This window comes from Desertivirga xinjiangensis (assembly GCF_024436435.1).
In the GTDB taxonomy this organism is placed as follows: Bacteria; Bacteroidota; Bacteroidia; order Sphingobacteriales; family Sphingobacteriaceae; genus Desertivirga; species Desertivirga xinjiangensis.
Genome location: NZ_JAFMZP010000004.1, coordinates 662,895 through 689,170, shown reverse-complemented (window position 1 = coordinate 689,170; position 26,276 = coordinate 662,895). Strand labels below are relative to the sequence as shown.

At 41.9% G+C, this 26,276-nt stretch carries 14 protein-coding genes; 3 read left to right on the top strand and 11 right to left on the bottom strand.

What is annotated here, in order from left to right; genetic code table 11:
- The 5 genes from J3P37_RS13925 to J3P37_RS13905 all read right to left on the bottom strand — a co-directional run bounded on the left by J3P37_RS13925 (position 1) and on the right by J3P37_RS13905 (position 7,471).
- Positions 1–3,189, bottom strand: a complete 3,189-nt coding sequence (locus tag J3P37_RS13925) for an efflux RND transporter permease subunit (protein ID WP_256011908.1) — start codon at positions 3,187–3,189, stop codon at positions 1–3.
- 45 nt (positions 3,190–3,234) lie between these two features.
- Complete coding sequence (locus tag J3P37_RS13920; protein ID WP_256011907.1) at positions 3,235–4,407, bottom strand: efflux RND transporter periplasmic adaptor subunit; 1,173 nt, start codon at positions 4,405–4,407, stop codon at positions 3,235–3,237.
- A gap of 233 nt (positions 4,408–4,640) precedes the next feature.
- On the bottom strand, positions 4,641–5,243 hold the full coding sequence (locus tag J3P37_RS13915) for a TetR/AcrR family transcriptional regulator (protein ID WP_256011905.1): 603 nt from the start codon (positions 5,241–5,243) through the stop codon (positions 4,641–4,643).
- 98 nt (positions 5,244–5,341) lie between these two features.
- Positions 5,342–7,183, bottom strand: coding sequence for a carbon starvation CstA family protein (locus J3P37_RS13910; protein ID WP_256011903.1), 1,842 nt, complete (start codon positions 7,181–7,183; stop codon positions 5,342–5,344).
- Positions 7,184–7,204: 21 nt separating this feature from the next.
- Positions 7,205–7,471, bottom strand: a complete 267-nt coding sequence (locus J3P37_RS13905; RefSeq protein WP_256011901.1) for an FAD-dependent oxidoreductase — start codon at positions 7,469–7,471, stop codon at positions 7,205–7,207.
- A gap of 263 nt (positions 7,472–7,734) precedes the next feature.
- Between J3P37_RS13905 and J3P37_RS13900 the strand changes: the two genes are divergently transcribed.
- Positions 7,735–8,340 carry a TOL_0243 family YfiR-like periplasmic protein gene (locus tag J3P37_RS13900; protein WP_256011899.1) on the top strand — a complete coding sequence of 202 codons (606 nt, stop codon included), beginning with the start codon at positions 7,735–7,737 and terminating at the stop codon, positions 8,338–8,340.
- 10 nt (positions 8,341–8,350) lie between these two features.
- The gene (locus tag J3P37_RS13895; RefSeq protein WP_500793326.1) at positions 8,351–10,513 is read left to right on the top strand and encodes a sensor histidine kinase, YfiR-like protein-associated; all 2,163 of its coding nucleotides are present in this window, start codon (positions 8,351–8,353) and stop codon (positions 10,511–10,513) included.
- Positions 10,514–10,541: 28 nt separating this feature from the next.
- Here the strand turns inward: J3P37_RS13895 and J3P37_RS13890 are convergent, their stop codons facing one another.
- The 4 genes from J3P37_RS13890 to J3P37_RS13875 all read right to left on the bottom strand — a co-directional run bounded on the left by J3P37_RS13890 (position 10,542) and on the right by J3P37_RS13875 (position 21,471).
- Positions 10,542–12,503, bottom strand: coding sequence for a TOL_0244 family TonB-dependent receptor (locus tag J3P37_RS13890; RefSeq protein ID WP_256011894.1), 1,962 nt, complete (start codon positions 12,501–12,503; stop codon positions 10,542–10,544).
- Positions 12,504–12,996: 493 nt separating this feature from the next.
- Positions 12,997–17,208 (bottom strand): hybrid sensor histidine kinase/response regulator transcription factor, encoded by a 4,212-nt coding sequence (locus tag J3P37_RS13885; RefSeq protein ID WP_256011893.1) that lies wholly within the window; start codon positions 17,206–17,208, stop codon positions 12,997–12,999.
- Between the two features lie 293 nt (positions 17,209–17,501).
- Entirely contained in the window at positions 17,502–20,363 is a 2,862-nt protein-coding gene (locus J3P37_RS13880; protein ID WP_256011890.1) for a glycosyl hydrolase 115 family protein, read from the bottom strand.
- Positions 20,364–20,367: 4 nt separating this feature from the next.
- Entirely contained in the window at positions 20,368–21,471 is a 1,104-nt protein-coding gene (locus J3P37_RS13875) for an endo-1,4-beta-xylanase (RefSeq protein WP_256011889.1), read from the bottom strand.
- A 499-nt stretch (positions 21,472–21,970) separates the two neighbouring features.
- Here J3P37_RS13875 and J3P37_RS13870 point away from each other — a divergent pair, with 499 nt between their 5' ends.
- Positions 21,971–23,155, top strand: a complete 1,185-nt coding sequence (locus J3P37_RS13870; RefSeq protein WP_256011887.1) for a T9SS type A sorting domain-containing protein — start codon at positions 21,971–21,973, stop codon at positions 23,153–23,155.
- A gap of 106 nt (positions 23,156–23,261) precedes the next feature.
- Here the strand turns inward: J3P37_RS13870 and J3P37_RS13865 are convergent, their stop codons facing one another.
- Together J3P37_RS13865 and J3P37_RS13860 are read right to left on the bottom strand one after the other, a co-directional pair.
- Complete coding sequence (locus J3P37_RS13865) at positions 23,262–24,608, bottom strand: glycan-binding surface protein (RefSeq protein WP_256011884.1); 1,347 nt, start codon at positions 24,606–24,608, stop codon at positions 23,262–23,264.
- 28 nt (positions 24,609–24,636) lie between these two features.
- A complete protein-coding gene (locus tag J3P37_RS13860) occupies positions 24,637–26,274 on the bottom strand; it encodes a RagB/SusD family nutrient uptake outer membrane protein (protein WP_256011883.1) in 1,638 nt (545 codons plus the stop codon).
- Positions 26,275–26,276 lie beyond the last annotated feature (2 nt).

Sequence of the window (26,276 nt, the reverse complement as noted above, 5' to 3'; positions counted from 1 at the left end):
CTAAATTTCAGTGTTTACTAATTCTTCTTCCAATTCGTCTATTTCTTCCTCTTCTTCACTACCCATGCGCCCTGCTATCCTTTCATGTAAATACTGGAAGATGACAAAAAGCACCGGAATGATAAATATCCCGAGAACAACTCCCGTCAGCATTCCTCCTACTGCGCCGGTTCCAATAGAGCGGTTTCCCATGGCGGAGGCTCCGGTAGCTGTAACTAAAGGCAGCAGGCCGACGATAAAGGCAAAAGAAGTCATGAGAATTGGCCGCAATCTTAACCTTGATGCCTCGAGCGCGGCATCTACAAGATCCATTCCATCTTTCCGGCGCTGAAGCGCGTATTCAATGATAAGGATTGCATTTTTCGCCAACAGTCCTACAAGCATAATCAGACCAACCTGCACATAAATATTATTTTCAATCCCCGTTAATCCAATTGAAACAAAAACTCCGAAGATTCCGGTCGGTACTGAAAGTATAACCGCGAAAGGGAGTATGTAACTTTCATACTGGGCAGCAAGGAGAAAGTAAACAAACAAAAGGCTCAAAACGAATATCCATACCAATTGAGATCCCGAACTTTGTTCTTCCCGGGTCATCCCGGTCCACTCATATGAGTAGTTCCTGGGCAGATATTGCTCGGCCACCTCCTGTACGGCTTTTATCGCATCTCCTGATGTATATCCGGGCTTAGGAATACCATTGATAGCAACTGCGTTGAACAGGTTATTTCTGGTAACAGTTTCCGGACCGAAAACACGTTTTAATTTAACCAGTACATTCGCAGGAACCATTTGGCCCAGGTTATTCTTAATATAAACGCCATTTAATGAAGCAGGCTCAGCCCGGTAAGTAGCATCAGCCTGAACAATCACGCGATAAAATTTTCCGAACCGGTTAAAATCAGACGCAAATGTGCTGCCATAAAAGACCTGTAAAGTCTGCATCAGATCCGAAATCGATACTCCAAGCTGTTTGGCTTTTTTCTGGTCAATGTCTAAGCTGTATTGAGGGTTATTGGTATTGAAAGTGGTGAAAGCGTACATAATTTCTTTACGCTTCATTAATTCACCGATAAAGCCGTTTGCAGTAGCGTTCATCTTGTCTAAACGACCACTTGACCGGTCCTGCAATATCAGCTCAAAACCCGTTGTATTTCCAAAGCCCTGTACCGTAGGATAGACGAACACAAAGACACTGGCTTCCTTTATCGCCGTAAACTTCTGGTTCAAAACCCCGATGATTTTATCCAGATCGTTTACTTCGCCTCTTTCCCCAAAAGGCTTCATGCGTATAAATCCCACTGCATAATTCGAGCTGTTGGCATTAGCAACAATATTTAAACCTGTTACTGCCCCAACACGTTCTATAGCAGGCTCCTTCTTAAGAATCTGATCAATTTTGTTCATTACCTTTTGCGTTCTGTCGAGGGAGGCGCCCGGAGGAAGATTCACAGAATAGACCACGAAACCCTGATCTTCTGTGGGAATAAATCCGGAAGGAGTTCGCTTCATCAGAACAACAGTTATGACAGTAACTAAAAGAAGTAAGCCAGAAGCCAGCCACTTGCGGGCAATAAGAAATCGAAGTCCCTTCACATACTTATCGGTGGTCCGGTTGAAACCAACGTTAAAGGCGTTAAAAAAACGTTGTTTAAAAGAACTTTTCTTAGCTTGGTCCAGGCCTGGTCCGTGGTGCTCCCTTCTCAAAAAGATAGCACATAACACAGGACTTAATGTCAATGCATTGACGGCAGAGATCAGGATAGCGATTCCTAGAGTGAACGCAAACTGTTTGTAGAACACCCCAACCGGCCCTTCTAAAAACGCAACGGGAACAAACACAGCCACCATCACCAAGGTAATGGACACTATGGCACCTGATATTTCACTCATCGATTGAATGGTCGCCTTTTTAGCCGACAAACGGGTGTTTTCCATTTTTGCGTGTACCGCTTCTACCACTACAATGGCATCATCCACCACAATTCCGATGGCAAGCACCATGGCGAAAAGTGTAAGAAGGTTGATGGAAAAACCAAAAAGTTTCATGAAGAAGAACGTGCCAATAATAGCTACAGGAACAGCGATTGCCGGAATTAAGGTGGAACGAAAATCCTGGAGGAAAATATACACCACGATGAAAACCAGGATAAAAGCTTCCAGTAAAGTGTGCTGCACCTGGCTGATCGAAGCGTCCAGAAACTCTTTCGAACTATACATCGTGAAATAGCCAATCCCCTTAGGGAAGTTTTTAGAGGCTTTCTTCATTACCTTGTCAACCTCAGTCAGGATTTCATTGGCGTTGGAACCTGCCGTTTGAAAAACAGCCAGCCCGGTACCATTTTTTCCAGCGATCATGGTGTTGGCACTATAAGTAAATGATCCCAGTTCTACCCTGGCAACATCTTTTAACCTGATCACCGAACCATCAGGGTTGGCTTTCAGTACAATTTCTTCATATTCCCTGTTCTGCGTGTACTTACCTTTGTATTTCAACACATATTCAAAGGCCTGCTTACTGCTTTGTCCGAACCGTCCCGGAGCTGCTTCGATGTTTTGTTCCCTGATAGCCGAGATCACCTCCTGTGCAGAAAGATTTGAGGCGACCAGCCGGTCGGGTTTCAGCCAGATCCGCATAGAGTAATCCCGTGCACCAAATATCATCGCCTGGCCGACACCCGGCACCCGTTGAATCTCGGGTATGATATTGATCTTGGCATAATTCTGCAAAAACGTTTCATCGTATGTGCTGTCAGTGCTGTACATCAGAGGCACATAGATCATGCTGTTCTGCTGCTTCTGGGTAGATATCCCCGCCTGAACAACTTCCTGAGGCAGCTGACTGACCGCTTTTGCGACACGGTTCTGAACATTTACAGCTGCCTGGTCGGGGTCTGTCCCAAGCTTAAAATACACATTCAGCGTAAGAGCACCGTCATTACTGGCGGTAGAGGTCATGTAGGTCATGTTCTCCACGCCATTAACGGCCTCTTCAATAGGTGTGGCAACAGCCCTGGCAACAACTTCTGCGTTCGCCCCCGGATAGGCTGCTGTCACCTGCACCGTTGGAGGAGCTATATCCGGGAACAGCGTAATGGGCAGCGAATATAATGACAGCGCTCCCAGTAAGGTTAGGATAATAGAGACCACTGTAGACAGAACCGGTCTCTCTATAAACTTTCTAAACATAATTTGATATTTTTGTTATCCAGGTAAAGGATAACGATTCAAAATTTATTCTATCTGCGCGGACAGTTTGCTGGCGGGAATTACTTTTGACTTGATCACCGTACCCTCAGTCAGACGGTCTATTCCGCTGAATACGATCTTGTCACCCGGGGATACTCCCTTGGAAACGAGGTAAAAATCCCCTTTTGTTCCCATAATGGTAAGTGCCTTACCTGCAACTTTGCTACTATCTCCCACTGCATAAACAAACACCTTATCCTGAAGCTCAAAGGTGGCTTCCTGGGGCACCAGTATAGCATTATTGATTATTTTTGGAATCCGGATCTTGCCAGTACTTCCTGATCTTAACAAACCATCAGGATTTGGGAAGGATGCCCGGAAGTTGATGGTGCCGGTTGTTTTTCCGAATTGCCCTTCTACCAGTTCTACTCTGCCTTTGGTGGGGTATATGGTGTTATCAGGAAGAACCAATTCAATTTCCGGTAAGCGCTTCAGTTTTTCAGCTAAGGTTACGCCCGTTGCCTGATTTTTAAAGTCGATGAAATCTACCTCACTCATCGTGAAATGTGCATGCACCTCCCTGGTTTCAGACAATACCGTCAACGGCTGCACACTCGCCGAACTGATCAGACTGCCCGTCTTAAAGGGAATACTGCCGATATATCCATCTGCAGGAGCTGTGATGGTAGTGTAATTCAAATTGTTCCTGGCTTCCTGAACCTGAGCTTGTGCCTGAGCCACACTGCCCTTCGCCACATTGTAAGCGGCTTTTGCCGAACGTAGCTTAACCTCCGACACCACATTGTTCTGGACCAGTGGAGCCACCTTGGCCACATCAATCGATGCATTTTCAAGGGCTGCCTTTGCTGATTCTAACTGTGCCAGGGCAGTGCTCAATTGCGTGCGGTAGTTTCTTGAGTCAATTCTAAATAAGGGTTGTCCCTTTCTCGCAAATGCGCCCTCGTCCACGAAGATTTCTTCCAGATATCCATCTACTTTTGGTCTGATTTCAATGTCACGTTTTCCTGTAACTGAAGCGTTATACTCAGAGAAAATTGTCACGGGTTCAGCGTTCAGGGCAATGACCGGAAGCTCCGGAGGAGGTGGTGCAGCCCCGGCACTTTCCGCCGAAGAGGAGCTGCAGCTTTGCAGGAAGAAGGCGGCGCTTAGTGCTGCAGCGCTTACTAGAGGGATTGTTAATTTTTGTATAGCTTTCATAACATATTATTTTTATTTTTTGAGTTTTTAATCTTTTTCCGCCGCTCCAGTCGGCAACTTATAACAATGATTTTTTTGCTAACACTGTTAACTAACTAGTTAAAAAAAAAGCGAATACGCTTCCATATTGCTATTTTGCAACGTTTTTCTTTTAAGAGCCCCTTGCTCTTACAGGTGAATATATCCTAACACTGTTAGAAACTTGTTCCAAAAAAAAAAGCTAATAGCGTTTTTTAAGTAAAACTTTTTATATATCCTTCGATCGCATCGTCCAATACCATCTTATTTAATTCAGCGTCAATGGTAGTACATGTATTGACAAGCTTGATAGAAATCAAACCGTGCATCACAGAAAATAAGGTATGAAACTTCAGGCAGGAACTTATATCTGTACGCCCCGTCTTTTTCTTTAAAGCTTCTATAACCTCAGTCACTATTCCCCGGAATTTTTCACGCCCCGGCGATGCTTCATTTATATCACAACCAATTGTTCCGATGCCAAACATCATCTGATACAATTCACTGTTCTCAAAGGCAAAATTCCAGTAGGCCTCAGCCATGCCCCTTATCTGATCCTCAGGCTCCTGACCTTCCTTTATTTGTTCGGTCAGAGATGAGGTTAATAAAGCAAATCCCTTTTTACTAAATTCCAGAAGGATAGCCTCTTTATTTTTAAAATGGTCGTAAATCACAGGCGAACTATATTCGATCCTCTCTGCGATTTTCCGTATAGACAAAGCTTGCCAACCCTCCTTTTTTACTAAGTCCCAGGCGGTACAAATTATCTTCGTTTTTACTTCTTCCTTCTCTCTTATTCTCCGTTCAACTATTCCCATAATAAAAACCTAACAGCGTTAGCAAAAGTAACACTCTTTTATAAAAAAAGAAGTGTATTTGCATTATCGGAAATTTAATGGAATAATCATGACAATTCCTACCTCTCCACCAGCTCCTTTACCTTATCCCCATAAAAATCAACTTTCTCTTCTTCTACTTTCAGAAGCTTACTCCACTTTTTAAACGTATTTACAAACACGATTAACATTAACACCATGGCAAGAAAAGCCAGAAACGATAATAGATACTGACCCTTCGGTAAATAAATATTTTTGATCTGCTCATAACCTGCCCAGAATGTAATAATCGCCATAAACACTCCAGGAATGGCGGAGGTAAGAGCATATTTCTTACGGTTGAGACGAATAAGCATCGTGGTACAAACTATCAGTCCGCAGGCAGCCAGCAATTGGTTACTGATACCAAATAACGGCCAGATACTGCTCACATTACCGGTATACACCAGGTATCCCCAGGAGAACGTAAAGAGTAGACTGCAAATGATCACTCCCGGCATCCAGTTCTTATCGTTAAACTTAGGATAAACATTACCCAGCATTTCCTGAAGGAAGAAACGCCCTACCCTGGTTCCGGCATCAATGGCGGTTAGGATAAACACCGCTTCGAACATAATAGCAAAGTTGTACCAGTAGGCCATTACATCGTCCATGAAAGGAATTTTATTGAAGATATGCGCCATACCAACCGCTAAGGATACTGCCCCTCCGGTTCTGCCATGAAGATCAACGCCAATCCTTTCACTGAAATGCTGCAGGTCTACAGCTGCAAGTTCAGGATGCTGAGCAAGGAATGCATCATACATTTCTTTTGGTGTATTGATGGCAAAATAATCACCTGGCACTAAAGTACAAGCTGCAATTAAGGCCATCAAAGCTACAAAGCCTTCAACCAGCATGGCCCCGTAACCTACGAAAAGGATCTCTTTTTCGTTGCCAAGCATTTTAGGTGTTGTTCCGGTGGCGATTACCGCGTGAAAACCCGAAATAGCCCCGCAGGCGATAACAATAAAAATGAACGGTAGAACAGCGCCGCCAATTACAGGTCCTCCGCCGTTGATGAACTGAGTAATCGCAGGCATCTGCAAGGTAGGGTGAACAAAAATCACTCCCACCGCCAGCATCAATATGGTACCGATCTTCAGATAAGTAGAAAGATAATCCCTTGGAACCAGCAGCAGCCATACGGGCAGCACAGAGGCCAGAAACCCATATGCTGTAATAGCTACGGAAATGGTTTTTATGTTCCAGTTAAACATGTCGCTGACCTCTTTGATCTTCATCAGCTCGTTACCTCCGATGATACCTGCAATGAGCAACACCCCTCCCAAAATACTTGCAAAGGTGATTTTATCTTTTCCATAGCGCATAATCAAACCCATGATAACCGCAATAGGCATCGTAATTATCACAGTAAACAAAGACCAGGAAGCTTCATGCATTGCGCTAATACAAGCGAGTGAAAGTCCGGCGAGTGTTAGGATCAGAATAAAAAGTATGGCCAAACCGGCAATGACACCCGTGCCCTTTCCTACTTCCTTACTCGCTATGGTAGCCAAACTCTGACCTTTATGCCTTACCGAGGCAAAGAGCACTACCATGTCGTGAACACCTCCTCCCAGCACGCAGCCGATCAGGATCCACAAAGCGCCGGGAAGGTAGCCAAACTGCGCTGCCAGTACCGGACCAACCAGCGGCCCGGCGGCAGCAATTGCTGCAAAGTGGTGACCAAAAAGTACATTCTTGTTGGTGACGACATAGTCTTTGCCATCAGAGAACTCTACAGCAGGTGTAAGATTATTGCCGTTTAAGCGCAATACCTTATTTGCTAGAAAAATTCCGTAAAACCTGTAGGCAATGGCAAAAACCAGTATCGCTACAAAAACTAAAGTCAGGGCATTAACGCCGTTCAAAAACTCCATGTTAAATTATTCAATAAAAATTCAATTGTCTGGCACCAATAATATAGCATTGACGATCCCAAAGCCACAAGCGACGGAGATAGAGACACAGGCACCAAAAGATTGCTCTTTTCTTTTAGGAATTATAGACCTGTAAGATATGGGAAAGGGTGAAAAATCTCCGACTTTTTTCACCATTCCATGATGCTGCGTCATTACTGTATCAGCGACAAGCCTGCCGGCTTCCCGGAGATATAATTGAGGTGACCAATGGTTAGTTTCCAAATATTCGTCTTTAGGATAACCCATTTCTGCATTTCTTTTCTAATGAATCAGGAATGGCTGGATAGTTGCCCACAAAATAAAGCAATCCTTTGGTATAACCTTCATGAATATTTACATTTTTTTCTCTCATGATTATCATATCGGTTGACATAGTTTAAGAACTGCACCTCACTTATTGTATCACTATAAAGCCTGTTATCTTCCCAGCCGATATTGACGCCATCTCCACGTCTAACCATCGGCATTAGTCTAATCACACTACCAGGAAATTTTAGTAAATTTGCTTTTTGCAAGCTAATGAACAGCCAACCATCTCTGCTTTGAAAAGAAAAGTATCACGTGAATACTTACTTTCTATATTTCTACACAGCAAAAGTTTTTTGCTGCTTCTTTTAATATTCTTTTTCTCTGAACCAGTTTGTATTGGTCAAAGCAAGATTGCTAAGGTATATCAACTGGAGGCAGCCTTCTTGTACAACTTTACCCGCTTTGTTAACTGGACATCAGCAAACCCTTCTGGTGAAACTCAATTTGTAATTGGAATTGTAGGCCGTGATCCTTTTGAAGGTTATATTGATGAAATTGTGAAGGGAGAACGAGTGGATGGGCGTTCAATTGTTATTCGCAGATATGATGATGTTAGCAACATTGGCAACTGTTCTATTCTGTTTATAGGGTTTTCCGAGGCTGAAAAAATCAGGCAAGCACTTAAAAAGGTCAAAAAGCGGGGGACTTTAACCGTTGCGGATTCTCCAAACTTTGTCAAACGAGGCGGTGCCGTAGAATTTTTTATAGAAGAAAATAAAGTGCGGCTCAAAATTAATGTAGATGCGGCAAAAGCAGAAGGCCTGGAAATCAGCTCTAAATTACTAAACCTGGCAAAAATTTATTGATGAATTAGATATGGGGTTTAAAGACGTACCAGTTAAACAAAAAATAATGGGCATTACACTTCTTACCAGTTCACTGGTCTTAGTGGTTATAGCCTTATCCTATATACTTCTTGAGTATTATTCCTTTAAAAAATCTGAGAAGAGCAACCTGCAAACTGTTGGACTCATCATTGCCTCCAATAGCTCAGCTGCTATAGCCTTCGACAGTCCCCATGATGGAGCAGAGATATTAGCTGCTTTACGTGCGAATAAATATATTACGGCTGCTGCCCTTTATACCGCCGAGGGTAAATTGTTCGCAAGATACCCTGATGATCTTAACACCAACTCGCTCCCAAAAACCATTTCTGAGGATGGTTACCAGTTTAAAGATGAGTATCTTGAGGGATTCCAATCTATCAGGCAAAAGAACCTTTATTTAGGAAAACTTTACCTGAGAGCAGATCTCACGAGAATGCAGCAACAAATTGTGCTGACCGCAACTACCAGCTTATTTCTTATTGCAGCAGTCTTGATTCTTGCCTTTCTGCTTTCACGCTTCTTGCAGAAATATATTTCGCGGCCAATACTGGAGCTTGAAAAAACGGCCAGATTCATATCAGAAAAAGGAGACCTTTCAGTAAGAGCTGTTCAGCGGTCTGGCGATGAAATTGGTACTCTAACACGATCATTTAATATGATGCTCGATCAGCTTGATTCCAAAAACCTGGAAATTCATGCGGCTAATGAAGAGAGCTTGAAACTAGCTGCTATCGTTGAATCGTCCGGAGACGCTATTATAGGTTGTAACCTGGAAGGAGAAATTATCACCTGGAACCAATCGGCAGAAAGAATATTAAGATATCCCGCCGAAGAGGCTATCGGACAAAAAGTCGAGTTCCTTGTCCCTTCAAGCGAAGCATCATTGTTTAAAACGATGATAAAGGACCTTGACGCAAGCGGGGGACGCAAGCCCGTTGAAACAATACTGGTAAGAAAGGGCGGCAATAATCCCGATATTTCTTTAACGCTATCTCCTGTAAAAAATTCGCATGGTGTGCTCGTTGGCTTTTCCCTGATAGCCCGCGATATCAGCATACAAAAGCAAAACGAACGTATTTTGGCCGAAAACGAAGAACATTTGCGGCTTGCTACACAGGCAGCTGAATTAGGAACATTCGACCTCGATGTGCGGACTGCCAGGCTTGTTTGGGACAAGCGTTGTAAAGAACTCTTTGGAGTTGAGGATCAAGACGAAGTTGACTATGATAACACCTTTGCAAAGCACCTGCACGAAGATGATCGCGATAGGGTACTGAAAGTGATAGATAACCTGCTTTATAACAGGTTTAACAACGGAGACTATGATATAGAATACCGGACAGTGAGCCCAGCCGGAAAGGTTCGTTGGGTAAGAGCGATGGGAAAGGTATTTTTTGATGAATACGGAAAGCCTCTTCGCTTTATTGGAGCAGTGCTTGATATCAGTGAAAAAAAGAAAGAAGAGATTCGAAAAAACGACTTCATTGCTATTGTCAGCCATGAACTGAAAACGCCTTTAACCACCATGAAGTCTTTCGTCCAGATCCTGTTAAGCAAAGCAAAAATAGCTGCCGATGAGTTCGCTATTAATGCTCTGTCACGTACAGACGCTCAAACGAATAAGATGACTTCCATGATAAAAGACTTCCTGCAGCTTGCAAAATTAGAGGAAGGCAAGATCAACATTGTAAAAGGCGAATTTGCCCTTTGTGATCTGCTTCAAGACACTGTCGCCGAAGCCAACTTGCTTAGCTCAAGTCATTCTATCGAGGTAGCGCATTCTGATAGAGGATTAGTACTGGCAGACCGGGATAAAATTGGCCAGGTGCTTATCAATTTATTAAGTAATGCCATGAAATATTCGCCTGCGGGCAAAAAGATCGTCGCAGGATGTATCAGAGAGGCCGATCATTTAAAAGTGTTTGTGAAAGATGAGGGTGTGGGTATTAGCCCAGAAGATCAGAAACACTTATTCAAAAGATTTTATAGAGTTGATAATGAAAAGATCAAACATATCTCCGGATTTGGTATCGGTCTGTATCTGGTTTCCGAAATTTTGAAGTACCACGATAGCGAAATCAGGCTTGAGAGTGAGGAAGAAAAGGGATCAACATTCTTCTTTTACCTCAAAATACAGGAATCCCCGCATTAATACCGGGTTTAATGGTTTAATAAAGCAATTAATATCTGAAGGTCAGTTTACCGTATATTCCTCTTGGAATTTCTACCATTCCCAAAGCCTCAACTTTTCTTTTATGCAAAAGATTCTGACCTGCAAAAGAGAACTCGAAGTGGTTATCAGGTGTAAAAGATATTTTTCCATCCATATCTGTATAAGCAGGAATTCTGGCGTTGAATGGCGAAGGAGGCAAATAATCAACGTATCGCAGGCTTATATCCACCTTCAACTTTTTAGACAGATTTAGCATCGACTGCAGGAAAGCACGATTATTAGCATCACTACCCAGATTTTGCAGAGCAGATAGATCGCTAAGGTTTCCTGGTTTGTTCTCAAGCTTTTTATGAAAATAAGTATATCCTCCACGCAACTGCCAATAACTGGTAGCTATAAAATTACCAGCCAGCTCATACCCGTAAGTTGTTCCTTTCACACCATTTTGAATCTGGTAAGTTAAAGTCCCCGGCAATGGCTCAACGCTGTACAAGTCATCATATTTATTATAGAAAGTGGCCAATGAAAGGGATAAGCCTTCAAAAAATTGCGTTCTGTAACCAAATTCAAAAGCCACAAGCTTTTCTGACCTAAAGTTTGGACCTCCGGCTACGCTTGGTTGTGATGGCGGAACAGGATAAATTGGAAGATGGTAATCTACCTCATTCCGGCTCGGGGTTCTCACGGCTCTCGATACCGCAGCCCATACCAGGTGGTGCTGTACAGGTGTAAAGGATACACGTGCTGTTGGTTGCAGTTCGTTCCCTGAAAAATTATTGCGTTGCAGCTTAGTTCCTACAATGAACTTCAGTTTATCCTTAATTATATTTATCTCATCCTCAATAAAGCTGCTTACTACAAACATATTCCGGTTTTCGGGAACAAGGCCCACAATTTCTGTCAGATTTGTGACATCATCCGCCATGAATCTATATCCTAGTCCCCATACCAATTTATGCTTTTTCCCAGCACTTAAATTATGCACTAAATCTACATCAAATGTAGAAAGCTGGTCGTTAATTGTGCTGGTTATATCTCTTCTCCATGTTCTGTCTGCATACCCATGAACCACAAGATTTGATCTTTCAGAGAAAGTATGAGTCCAGGTGCCCATTACATTTTGTCCGTCAATAGAAGAAACCTTTGCATCCTGTTCCTGCCCTGCATAAAAATTTCCAGAGAAATTCAATTCATCTTTCTCAGACAGCATCACGTCTAAGCTCAATCCGCCCTGGTTTAATGCCCAGTCATCTGTGTTCCCGGTGCCATCAACACGATGAGTATTGTTCCGGCTCAGATGCTGAGCATAAACTTTATAGAAGATCTTATCATTTATCTTTCCACCATATCTTGCTTCCAAACCTCCTTTTACAAAAGATCCCACCGTTTCTGACACAAACAATCCTTTTGTTTCTCTCGTCTTCTTAGTGATAATATTAATCACGCCATTTACTGCATTACCACCCCATTGCGTTCCCCCGGGCCCGCTGATCACTTCAATCCGGTCAACATCTTCTAGCAGCACATTTTGCGCGTCCCAAAAAACACCAGCAAATAGTGGCGAATAAACGTTCCGTCCATCAATCATCACCAGAAGTTTATTTGAATAAATCGAATTAAAGCCTCTTGAACTAATGATCCAGTGTCGGGCCGATACCTGCGATACCTGCAAGTTGGGTACTAAACGCAGTGCTTCAGGAATATTGGTGGCAGCCGAACGCAGAATATCGCTTTGTGTAATTACCTGTATGGCAGAAGCAACTTCTGTAAGCTTTTGCGGAACTTTTGAAACAGAAGTAACCTGGATATTCAGCAACTCCTCTATACTGAGCATTTTAAGCTCTTCAGGACTTGGGTCTGACTGTGCAAAAACTGTATTTTGAAAAACAAAAAAATAAAAAAGCAGGAAGGTGAAAACAGAAATTGAAGGTAACCATCCCGGTCTTTTTGTAATTTTTTTTTTCGTCATTATTGAGCGTTCAATGGTTGAGGGCATAAATATAGGTTTTATGATGGAGATTGGATAAAGACGGTTCCTAAAGAGCCGGTACATGCCCGCGCATTTAACGGCTCTTTGAAGTGATGCTGGTGCAAAATTGCCACGTCTACCCTTCTGCCCGCCCCGCAGTTTAATTTTGCTCTTTTTGCTCTGGGCGTATTAGATCTTAGGATTCAATCTTATTTACTCATTTCCTGCCCATATGTTTACGTTGACTGGGGCTATTCTATCTAACAATTTATGATCAGTACCATAACTCGAATATTAGCACAATCAATATAACAGGCTTCCATTTACTCTTTATGACGCTTGGAGAGGCCCCGCTTCAAGACTTTTTTTGAAATATCAGACTTCGCTGTAGAGGGATAGTATGTAAAAAGGTTGACTGTAAATCGGCAGCGAAATTCTACTTGCGGTGGGCCCTGTGCGTTCCACTAATAGATTTTCCGCTCCAGCACCGAACTTATCCTTTGAATTGACTGCCTTTCCGCTTAAGTTGCACAAATTCTGACGGTAACATATTAAATTTAGCCTTGAAAGACTTAGCAAAATAATTCGGCGTAGCGAAACCAACTACATATCCCACTTGTGCTACATTCATATCGCTTTTTTCCAACAGTATCGCAGCTTTATCTAATTTCACATTGCGTATATATTCAACCGGTGACTGTCCGGTAACTTCCATGATTTTATTATAAAGTGAGCTACGGCTCATCCCTACATGTTTACTTAAATCCTCAACAGAAAGCTTAGGGTCATTTATGTTTTTTTCGATATATAACAATACTTTGTTCAAGAGTTTTGCATCCTCAGACTCCACTTCAATCTCTGGGACAAATGCCTTGATTTGCCTCGTGTAAGTGTCTTTCAGCGTACGATTTAAAACCAGCAGATTTTTAATTTTAGCATTGAGGATTTCAAAATTGAAAGGTTTAGTCATATAATCATTTGCCCCTGTTTCTAGTCCTTTAAGCTGTTCTTCCTCTGCCGTCAACGCCGTTAGGAGAATAACTGGAATATGACTAGTTCTCTTATCAAATTTAATTTTCCTCGCTAACTGAATTCCGTCCATGACAGGCATATTAATATCGCTAACGATGAGCTGAGGATGATTTGCCAGAGCTTTCTGCCAGCCTTCTTTACCGTTTGCAGCTTCATAAACCTTATAATAGAACTTTAAGTTGTCTTTCAGGTAAAATCTGAAATCATCATTATCCTCCACCAATAATATTGAAGGCACATCCATTCGATTTGTGACAATACTTCCGGAGGAGTAGTATTCATAATCATTTGAAGCTTCAGCTAGTGGCTCGATTTCCGTTTCAAAAGTCCATTCAGATTCTTTCGATGATTCGCTTCCTCCCACTGTAACCTCTTTCAAAACATCCACCGGAACAAATGGCAGGGTTATAGTAAAAGAAGCCCCTTTCTCCGGTTCGCTTTCTACCTCAATTGTTCCCCCATGCATTTTTACAAACTCTTTTGTAATAGCAAGACCTATTCCTGTACCTTGATTTAATATGGATACAGTGGTGCTATTTTGAAAAAATCGTTCAAAGATCTTCTCCTTTTTGTCTTCAGAAATACCTATACCTGTATCTGTTACTTTAATAGTGACCCAGGTGTTAGCTACATCATCGGCTTTTTCAAATTTATCTACTTCAAGGCTTATCTCCCCATTCTCCATAGTAAACTTGAAAGCATTCGAAAGCAAATTGAACAAGATCCTTTCGATCTTATCATGATCGAACTTTGTAAATAAACATTGTACCTTACTTGAAATAGAAAAGCTGATCTTCTTTCTTTCCGATAGATCTCTAAATGAATCCGCAACTTCTTTAATAAATGAAACCACATCTCCTTCAACTAAATTGAGCCTTAACTCATGTTCTTCCATTTTTCTGAAGTCTAACAATTGGTTAACAAGGTTTAACAACCTTCTTGCATTCCGCTTAACCATATGAAGCTGGCTCACCCTCTTCTCATTATTTTCAGTAGAAAGAAGATTATCAACAGGCCCCATAATTAAAGAAATGGGCGTTCTAAATTCGTGACTTAAGTTTGTGAGGAATTTTATTTTAAGATTATCCAGTTCATGAATGCGGTCTGCCTCTTTGCGTTCCTGTTCAAGCTCCTGTTTTGCTAAGGTTCTTTCCTGCTCCAGCGCAAACCTCGTTTCCAGTTTCTTCAGGGTTCTGTATCGGAAGTAAGATAGTAATCCAATAATTGAGATAAAGTAAAATAAGTATGCGTAAATAGTTCGCCAAAAAGGGGGTTTAACAATGATCTTAATAGAAGCACCTTCGTTATTCCAGATACCGTTATTATTACTTGCTTTCACCCGAAAAACGTACTCCCCTGGGTCAAGATTGGTATAAGATGCCGTTCGGTAAGTGCTTGGATAACTCCAATCCTTATCAAAACCTTCAAGCTTGTAAGAATACTGATTTTGCTGAGGCGCAGTATAACTGAGTCCAATAAAACTCAATGAAAAGTTTTGCTTATAGTCCAGGTTAATTTCACTAGCTACTGAAATATGGCTTTCCAGGACACTACTGTCTAATGGGGTAATTGATCTGTTTGCTACCTTTAAATCCGTAAAAAGCACTGGGGGAATGTTCTTATTCTTTCTAAGATCTGATGGTTTGAAATAATTGAACCCCTCCAAACCGCCAAAAAAGATTTCCCCATCGGCCAAACGGAGGCCTGCCCCCCGTACAAAATTGCTATTCTGTACTCCATTGTAATAGCTATAGTTAGTAAACTTCCTGGTTAGCAGATCAAAACTACTGATACCCGTATTTGTGCTTAACCAAAGTTTGTTCTCACCATCCTCAATTATTTTGTGAACCACACTATTCGAAAGACCGTCCTTCTCTGTAAACGCGATAAACTGTTTTGTTTTTTTATTAAAAAGACAGAGCCCTCCGCCATTCGTTCCCACCCATATATTGTTATTCTTGTCGCTCAATAGAGACAAGGCAATATTGTTGGTTAGTTTACTGTTGTAACTAACATAATGGGTGAATTTCTTACTGAGCCGATCATACATTGCAATTCCTGCACCATGTGATCCTATCCAAATGTTTCCGGCTTTATCCTCGGTAATCGCCCTAATATATCCGTTTATGGGAAGATAAAATGGAGATTCTTTTTTAAAATCACCGTGATATTTCACAAAAGCATTTGCCTCTGGGTTGTAAACATTGAGGCCACCTCCGTTGGTTCCAACCCAGACATTCCCACTTCTATCCTCCTTAATACAAAAAACTTCATTATGATTAAGCGAGGCTGGTCCTGAGCTCATTTTAAATTGAGTAAACTTACTTGAAACCGTGTTGTATAAAAACAATCCATCGCCATAAGTACCTATCCACAGTTTTTTGCCTCTGGTCATTTCCAAAGCATGAACAGACAGATCTTTTGATGACTTGTCGCTCATAGGAATAGGAATATGATTGAATAAACCCGTTCTCCGGTCAAAAAGGCTTAGGCCCCCACCATCAGTTCCAATATAAGTCTCATTATTGTTCTTCTCTGCAAAAGAAGTCACTATGGCCGCGGGCAGTCCTCTCGCATCAAAGGGGTCGCTACTTTTGGAATGAAATAAGGAAAGATTTCTATCATGTTTATTTATTCCGCCCTGGTAAGTTCCCAGCCAATAAATACCAGACACAGTATCCAGGTAAATGCAACGAATTGATTGGCTGGTCAAACTGTGCTTATTTCTTTTATTTGGGACAAGCTCAGTCACCTCCCCGGATTTTCGATTCAGAAGGTATAAGCCCTTTTCAGTTCCTATCCATAGCCTGCCTTCATTATCAAAAGCTAATGCAAATATATTCTTATTGCTCAACGCACTAGGCAAACCGCTAGTCTGGATTAAGCTCTTAAAGTCCTTGCCGCTGGGCAGTATCATATTTAATCCTTTTGTTGTGCCCACCCATAAAGTTCCGCTTGCATCCTGGGTTATAGCTTTAACTCCATCTCCTCCCAGGCTGAATGAATTTTCGGAATCGTGATTATAACGAATGAACTTTCGGGTTTTCCTGTCGAAGCGTAGCAGGCCTTTATTAGTCCCTATCCACATCTGTCGCTGCCTGTCTTCAAAAAGCGAAAGGATCACCTTGGTTGGTAATTTGTCGTTATTTCCAGGGTCAATCGGAAAGGTAAAAAGGCTGCTTCTCTTAGGATCTATTATACTTAAACCGCCATAATGTGCTACCCAAACTTTCCCATAAGCATCGGATACGATGGCATTAATTGTGCTGTTTAACCGCCTATCGCCTGAATTGAATTTTAGATTGGCGAAATTGTCTTTTTTCCGGTTGTAGATGCTTAAAGATCCTCCATTGGTTCCTATCCAGAGGTTTCCCGATTTATCCTCGTAAAGAGAAGTTATCTGGTTTGATTCAATGCTTGCAGAATCACCTGGATCATGACGATAAACCGTAAATGTAGTCCCGTCGAACTTATTTAATCCATCATCCGTAGCAAACCAGATAAAACCATAATGGTCTTTCAAAATAGCGTTAATAGTATTGGAGGAAAGACCGTTTTTACTGCTAAGGGATGTAAAAGCTATTGTCTGTTCCTGTGCATCGACCCCAAATCCAACCCAAAACCAAAAGAAGTACAGAAGAAAGCCTGTTTTAAAGATGAAGTGGTTCAACATAAGTGATCAATTTCGCCCAGGGTATTCAATAGTATAATTATCCATTTGTTCAGGCAATTTACTACAGAGTTCTGATAATCAAATAGGGGGTTGGTTATACAGCAAATATATTCAGAAAAGCAGAGTAGGTAATAGAACAAATGATTAAAAAAGTGCAATAAATGATCAAAAAAATCCATGGCGGGTTATAAACGGCATACCGTCCGATAGCCTTAATCCTGGTTGGCAAAAGCAAGAGCCGGATAAAATCCAGCTCTTGAGGTGTGTAAAATATGTAATATTAGTATGGATGCCTATTTCCTCGTGCTTTCAGGCGGTCCGAGGTAGGAAGGTTTAAGGCTTCCCGCATCCACCACAATCTTCTGGAGCACCACCGCCGGATCCACCATCCATAACTTTATGATGTGCCTGCCTTCTTTCTTCACCTGATGCTTTGTTGTGAGAATCTTGATGTTTTCAGCGACCGACTTTGCCCATCCTCTTTCGGAAGCATCTTCATGAATGTTAACAATCTGAGGATTTTCATCATCAATTGCAACTGCAAATCGCAGCCCCTTTGAACTATTAAAATTGAGGGTCGGCGAAACGTAAGTCTTTAGATTGACCTCCCCTTTGTTAAACAAATAAATATCATACTCCAGACGCGGCGAATCTGACAGTTTTGAGACAGGGTCGGCTGTTACCGGAAAGATGGTAACAGCTGACCCTGTTTTGCCATGATCTGGCAGAACGGTCCATTTTACCGAATCTTTTTCTAGGCCACGTGTATAGTTAGCCGCTTCTATCGCTACGTGTCCATTATTTTCTACGTAACCTTTCGGGTCAGCAGATGCCGGTTTTGAAACATTAGCATAAACCAAAATTGTTTGCCTTTCCGATTTAATTCTTACCGGCAGTTTATGAACGCCTTCGGGAACATTCTCCCAATCAATACTTACCCAAATTCGTTCCTGCTTATTTAGTTTGCCTCCGGAGGAGCTTAGTTTTATAAAAGGCACATCCGTATCAACGCTGTAAGGAACCGGCTTTTTGCCACGGTTAAATACTTCGATATAATAAGATGATGTTGACCATGGGTTAAATTGCGGCAGTATTGCTTCTCCTTTTGCAGCAGGCCACGATTTTTGGCTCTGCTCGATAGCGACGCCTAAACTTCCTTTATCAGGGAAAGATAGCTCTTCAACAGCAGGCATAATATTTTGCGACGGCTGCTGCCAACTGGTATAACCAATATGAGTTTGATCCATCATATGGTTCCATTTTCCACCTGAAATTTGGTTGTTATACTGGCGGGTTATTTCGGCATCCTTAGCAAAAAGTTCTTTAACCCTGGCAGCGAAATCATTAGTCGCAATTCTTCCCTGCCCGGCGTATAATTTATTCAAAGCTACTGCATAGTACATTTCGTTAAGATTGGCACATGCTTTAACAGGATGTAAAACCAGTTGAAAGTATGCATCTCGATAATGAGCAGGAAGCTCATCGTTGATTTTCTGAGCTCTTATGGCAAGTTCATTATACTCCTCTACAACTCTTTCAAATTCACGATAGTTAGTAACACTATAGGTATTTTCATTCAGGAGTTCAGGCTTAACCCTTCCATTATACTTTGTGTATTTCGAAATGATATCTGCAATCTCCACAGCATATTCATCCCCAAACTGCTTTTCCGCCCATAAAACAGTATATTCCTGCAATCTGGTGGCAGGCCACTTTTCAGGGTTCCAGGCATAATCAAGGAAAAACTCAATTGGAAATTCCATCGGTTTAAGGTCACCGACATTCACCAGCCACAATCTATCCGCGCCATACTGCCTGGCTAAGTGCATTTGTTCCCATACCTTTGCGATCGGATTTGTGTTGAGCCATTTGTAATTTCTTGGTCCACCTACATAGTCAAAATGATAATAAATGCCATAGCCTCCTCTCCTTGGCTTGTCTCGCAACCCCGGTAATTTTCTGATATTCCCCCAATTATCATCACATAGCAGGAGAGTAACATCCTCAGGAACACGCATACCTTTATCGTAATAATCCTGCACCTCTTTATATAACGCCCATATCTGAGGAGTCTCAGACGCAGGTTTACCAGTTACATCCTCTATGATCATTCGCTGATCAGTTACAATTTTTTCAAGAAGTTCAATATTACTTCCTTCGGTCATGGGCTCATCACCATCACCTCGCATACCTATAGTCACAATGCTTTCATGGGTTCCCATATTTTTAACACCTTGCTTCCAAAATTCCTTCAAGGTCGCTTCATTATAGGTATAGTCCCATTCACCTTTGCCGAACTTTTTCCATTCTTCCTGAGCGCGCAACATGGGTTCATGATGGGAAGTACCCATAACCACGCCCATTTCATCAGCCAAAACCGGGTTCCGGCGGTCATCAAAATTGAAAGCGCTCCCCCACATGGCCGGCCACAAATAGTTACCTTTTAGCCGCAAAATTAATTCAAATACTTTTTCATAGAATTTACTGTTAAATCCGCCAAATTTCTCTTTTGCCCAACCGCTTAGAGCGGGAGCCTCATCATTGAGAAAAATCCCCCGATATTTAACGGCGGGCGCGTTGATGTAAGGGCCCGGCTGCACAAATAAATTAGCTTGCTTGCTAACTGGAACATCTGCCCACCAGTGCCAGGGCGAAATTCCAATCTGTGCAGAAAGATCATAAATACCGAAAATAGTACCGCGCTTATCGCTACCAGCTATTACCAATGCCTTATCTACTCCAGGCATGGGATTTAGAACCACCTGGAGTAAAGAGGCTTCCCATTTATCACTGGTAGCGGAAACATCAATTTTTTTTTCCTTAACCAGGAGGTCGATCAAGGCGTTTCGTCCTAAAGTTCCAATGATAACAATTTCTTTAGCCGGTAAAATCTTGTCAGTTAGAAGGTCGGGCTCATTTCCCGTCACTAACTTTATGTCCGACCGCAAATTGTTTATGGCCCGGATAACTCCTGGAAAATCGTTCTGATCATATAATAATGGAACCGACTTCCCCTTTACCGACAATCCGAATCCTCCTTTGATTTGTTGGGGAAAAACATATTTAAAGTCTGTATTAGCCTTTACATTTATAACAGTTACGATCAAAACAGAAAACCCCGTGAAAATCTTGTATATTGTTTTAAAACTTAACATTTCTCTATTTTTTAAAGTTCACTACTTCCCAATAGGCTTTTTTTCGTTGAAGATCAGCATCAAACAGTAAGGGATAATTTTTTCTGCCTTCAACAGGATAATGGTCCAGCCAACTGTACCTATCGGACAGATTCCAGAAGGTTACACTGGTAATGCTCTCTGAATATTCTCTCAATATTTTAAAGACTTTTGAATATTGCTCCAGTTGCTTCTGCTCCAGTTCCGGACTGAATACATCACTTTCGCCAATTTTCTTGGGCCTCCGCTCTTTTTCCCAGGGATATATTGACATGTCAACTTCGGTAAAATGAATCTGAAGGCCTAGTGAAGAAAATAGTTCTATCTCGTCTCTTAATTCTTTTTCAGTCGGTTCAAATATTGACCAGTGGGCCTGTAACCCTACACCATGGACAGGGACTTTTGCATCCACAAGTTTTTTTAAGAGCTTATAGATTTTATCTCTTTTGCCGGGTCTTTCTGTGTTGTAGTCATTGTAAAAGAGGAGCGCATCCGGATCGGCCTGGTGAGCATATTCGAAGGCTTTGGCGATAAATTCCTCTCCGCAGATTTGATACCACAAAGAATTGCGCAAAAAGCTACTGTCATTATCGTCTATCGCTTCGTTCACCACGTCCCAGGCATAGATTCTACCCTTATACCGGCTAACCACCGTGGCGATATGATCTTTTAACCGCTTCAAAAGAATTTCTTTTGAAACCAGCCTGTCCTGATCATCCTTAAAGATCCAGGCGGGGGTTTGTTCATGCCAGCATAGATTATGCCCGCGAACTTTTAGCCCGTGCTTTTGAGCAAAGTTCACCATTGAATCAGCCTCCCACCAATTGTAAACATTTTCTTTAGGGTGAATAGGCCCCATCTTCATAGCATTTTCAGGGGTAATGCTGTTAAATTCCCTAAGTAAAAGTCTGCCTTCGTCACCATTTAATGTTTTGGTATTAACGGCAACTCCAATAGGAAAATATTCTTCATAATAGTCTTTAAGACCCTTTTCTTTTTTGTTCTCTGACTGCTGACTGATCTTACATGAAGTTATTAATCCGAGGAGCGCAAAACTGATCCAGAAGTTTCTAAGTGTGTGGATGTGCATTTTTATAATATCAGATAATTGATTTTTGTTCGATTTGTTAAATACCCGGCTTTAAGATTTTGTCGTTCAAAACTCCCTGTTTGGAAATGCTAAAGGTAACTGCTCCTTAAAAATGAGAATGCGCTGTTTGTGATAAAATATAGAACAAATGTTTAATTAGCACAACCAAGCCCCATAAATAAGAGTTCTGGTACTTTATCGGTATCGGGCACACTTACTGATTGATAAGCCAAACCCGTTCCTTGATGCTAGGCTATGATAACTCTACCGGAAAACGGCACTGCCACGCGGTACTATTGAACATTTAAAGCATAAACTTATTCAATTGAACTATCTGATCTTCAGTAGACTTCCCACTTTTAAAGTACATTATTAGTCAAACTCAACATTTAAGAATAAGCTCGATACATGCTTAGTGGCAATTATTCTTACTGAAACCATTAAGAAGACCATTAATAAACACCAATTAATAACAACAATTAAATCAAACTAAACAGACATGAGAAAATCCCTACTCATTACATTCATTTTAACCTTACCGGTTTTGGTAGCCAGAGCCCAGAGTAAGCCCGTAGTTATAGAGGCAGAATCAGCTACTCTCGGAAGTGATTGGACCACTGCCACAATATCTCCGGTTACTTATATCACCGCTGCCACGGATGTTAATAATAACTCCTATCCGGGGATCGACCAGAAAGTTGCTACCTACTCAATTACCTTCCCTGCCCCAGGTGAATACAGGCTGTACATCCGAATCAGAGTGGCAAGTACAAGCAATGGAGGAGCCAGTGATGACAGCTTTTATTATGGAAATGGCTTTGGAACAAAAGCTGCTGCAAGCGGCAACGACTGGATTACTGTCAACGGATTGAACATAGCTGGATTTAATGCTGCTGATGACGCAGTTAACGGCTCAGGAACAACAGGAGTCGGAGCCTCAGTCTGGAAATGGGTTAATCTCTCACAGAATAAATATACAGGCGAAACTCCCATAAACTTTACAGTTCCTAATGGCGCTCTCACGCAGACCTTTCAGATTGGGTCAAGGGAGAATGGACTTGACATTGATAAGATAGCTTTTGGTTTAGCAGATAATATATACACTGTTTCGAACTTAGATAATATCACAGAGGGCACACTTCCTGTTTCTATAGCAGCCTTCACCGGAAGAACCGCGGCTCGCGGTAATCTGTTAAACTGGAAGACTTCTTTGGAGAGAAACAGTTCTCATTTTGAGATCCTGCGCTCAAATGACAATGCAAGTTTCCGGTCGATTGGAACAGTAAGTGCTGCCGGGCATTCCGACATAGGGAAAGAGTATAATTTTACTGATAACTCGGCTCTGTCTGAAAATAATTACTATCAGCTAAAACAGGTTGATTTTGACGGACAATCCGAGTTCTATGGACCTGTTTTTATCAGATCAGCTCCAGGCCCAACTGTAAATACTTTAACTGTTACGCTTGCAGAAAATCAGCTAAGGGTATTATTTGAATCTGACCGGAATCAAAGCGGTTCTTTTACGGTCACCAATACATACGGAAGTAAAGTTACCACACTTAAAACGCCATTACATGCTGGTACCAATGAAGTCACTATCCCCGTTATTTTACAACCGGGCATCTATATCCTAAATGTCACTTGTGAAGGATTTTCAGGTGCTAAAAAATTTATAAAACAGTAAACATAGACTATCACCCAATGATATAGATATAATAGAAAAGCTTCGGAAATCTACTTCCGAAGCTTTTCTATTATGAAAAATATAAAAATCGCTACCAGGTAATCATCTAATTCACAGACGGCTTGACAAAGGGTACAACTCTGAAGTTCCCAAAGGAAAAATGAAAATCCGGAATCGCACTGGCCGGATAAACGGTGCTTCCCGCATCGGTGTATGATGAATTATTGAATTTCATTATTCCCCCTTTACCCGTCATAAACGTCACCAGCTGTGCGAAGGTCGCAATCTTTTCTTTCGCAATGCCCTTAAAAGGACTGATAGGGATCGTGACAGTGCGCCAGCCATCCATTACTATAGGAGAGACCTCTCCGCCACCAGTGGCCCAGGGAGCGAAGTCAAATCGCCAGTCGGCACTTCCACTTACTAATTCAAATCTTATGAAACCTGAAGACCAAGCTGTTGATACAAAATAGTCAAATTGGAAGGCGAGGCTAGTAATTGGGGTGCTCCCGGTGATCGAACCATTTGAGCTTGCCAGAACTGAATTCAAAGCCGCACAGGTCCTGAAATCAAAGCCTGCACTAAAGCCTGTGGCTATTGCGGATTGGTTTATTGGCACACTCCTATAAGTATCCGGATTCTTTGGCCCGATTCCAGACACCGGTAGAACAACACTTTGATTACTGGAAATTAAATTAGTTGACCCAAAATTATAAGCCCGTTGCTGACAGACAGCTTCGCCTGTGCTTACATTAGCATCGTTTGAAAACTTCTGAATAAAAATTCCATCTCTTTTATTCATATAATTGTGCGAATTCGCAGCCCCGTTATCTCCTTCAACCCTAATAGCTCCCGCAGTGTTGGTCGCGCCCGCAGGCACTACAGCTGTGATTATCGTATATTCTTCATTCACAGTAAAGTTATCCGACGAAAGAGAAATATCTCCAGGGAAAGTAATTTTGGTAAGATCCCTTAACCCAGTCCCATAGATCTCTATCGTCTCTCCCTCTCTTGGTAAACTATGTGAAACGGAGCTAATTACAGGCATAGCGCCTTGAATCATAAACTTGTGAGTGATGTCATCATATTTTGTAACTACACGGATTGTGTTCCTTACTGAGATATCCTGAATATCTTTTCCGAAGGGAAGGTCTGAAGGGATTTTAAAGATAATATGATTCTCCGTCACATATCCCGGGTTCACACTTACTTTTACACCATTCACGTAAATTTCCCGGGTTGTAGCGAAACCAGCACCGTCCAATCGCACATTGGCTCCCAGCCGGGCTTGTACCACTGTCGAATCTGAAACGGATTTGTTGTGAAGTGACACTCTTTCAATCAGGATCTGCTTCGATTGCTCGGCCCCTTCCTTCTTGCAGGCACTTATCACAGTGAAAAAGATTGCAAGCAAAAACAGAACTTTGATATTGATATATTTATTTTTTTTCATATTTAAATTCTTTAAATGTATCAAAAGCTTAGTTACCAAAATCAAACTGGACCGGAGACTCTTTCAATAAAGGATTGATTATAAGCTCCGTGGCCGGATATGGCAGCCGCAGCCGCTGAGGTGTTGCCAGGTTACTTTCCTTTTCATCAGTCTGGTCACGCCAGGTAAAACCATTAGGAACCGAGTTGCTCATATAATAGTAGTAACGAGACCTGTTTTGATTGTTCATATAGGTAATCACCCACTGCTCATCCCAATAAGCTCTTCGAACCATATCGTACCAAAATTGTCCTTCCAGGGCCAGTTCCACTCGACGTTCATGCCATAGATCGGCGAGCGTAATCTCATCAACAGGATCCATAACAGCTCGCTCTCTTACCATATTAAAATATTTTAAGGCTTCTGTATCCATTGTTGATGCATCTAACCCTAATATGGCTTCTGCATACAATAAATATACTTCTGCCAGACGAATCATGGGAGTGGCCAATCCCGAATTATCATTAATTGCCATCCCGTCGGTGTCTGCCGGACCTCCAACAATATGCTTCTTTATATTTGGATACCTGTAATCAGCCTGCTTTACTACCCATCTCCCCTCTGGTGTGTTGCCTCCCAAATATTCGTAAGTAGCGCCCGGGTAAAAGAAAGTAGCTTTTTTACGTTTAGTTTCCGTACGATTGTGCATCAACTCTACTAATTCCCCTGAAGCAAAGGTTGATCCCCCCCAGGCGTTGAGGCCTCCGGTAAGTAAAGTACTTGACCCTAGGTATTCCTGATTTCTGTTTCCAGTACCATACACTGACGATCCTGGTACAAATTGAAGTGCAAATAATGATTCAGAATTATTGTTGTTCTGCATCCGAAATAATTCCTCATAGTCCTCCATTAGTTTGTATTGAGGATCATCTATCACCTTCTTTGCGGCAACCCTGGCTTTAGTATAGTACTCTGAGGCAGTTGTAGGCCAGCGGCTGGTAAACTTATTCCCCCTTGCATAGCAGGCAGCTGTAATATATAACCGGGCGAGAGCAGCATTAGCACTGCTCTTTGTTACTCTGCCTGGAACATCAGTGCCCGGAAGCCACTCTGCTGCAAATTCCAGGTCACGAATGGCATATTGCAGTACATCTTCAAAAAAATTAGGTCTTATCTGGAAATTCTTAGCAGTTGCAGCCGGGTCTTCTATGATAGGTACATCCCTCCAGATCGATCCCAGATACCAGTATGCTAACCCTCTCATAAACCGCGCTTCACCCTTGCAGGCGTTCACATGCTTAACAGTAACATTGTGTTCAAGTGCTTTATCAATATTGTTAACCACATAATCTGCCTGTGTTACTACAATATACAAAGACTCGAAAGCTTCATTTAACATCGGGGTTTCACCTGTCTCGGTTAACCTGATAAATGATTCATCAGAGGAATACGGAGTGAAAAGATTATTTCCACGGCCATCTCCCAGGTTGAAGTAAAATCTTGTCGAAAATTCATACCAGACGATATTATAAAGAGGAGCAGTAGCATTTCTGCATTCCTCATAAGAGGTGAAATAATTATCCAGCGTAAGATTAGTTTTCGAATCCACATCCAGAAAATCCTTCCGGCAACCGCTTCCAATAGTGATCAGCAGTAACAACAGCAAAAGTTTTAATATCTTTTTCATAT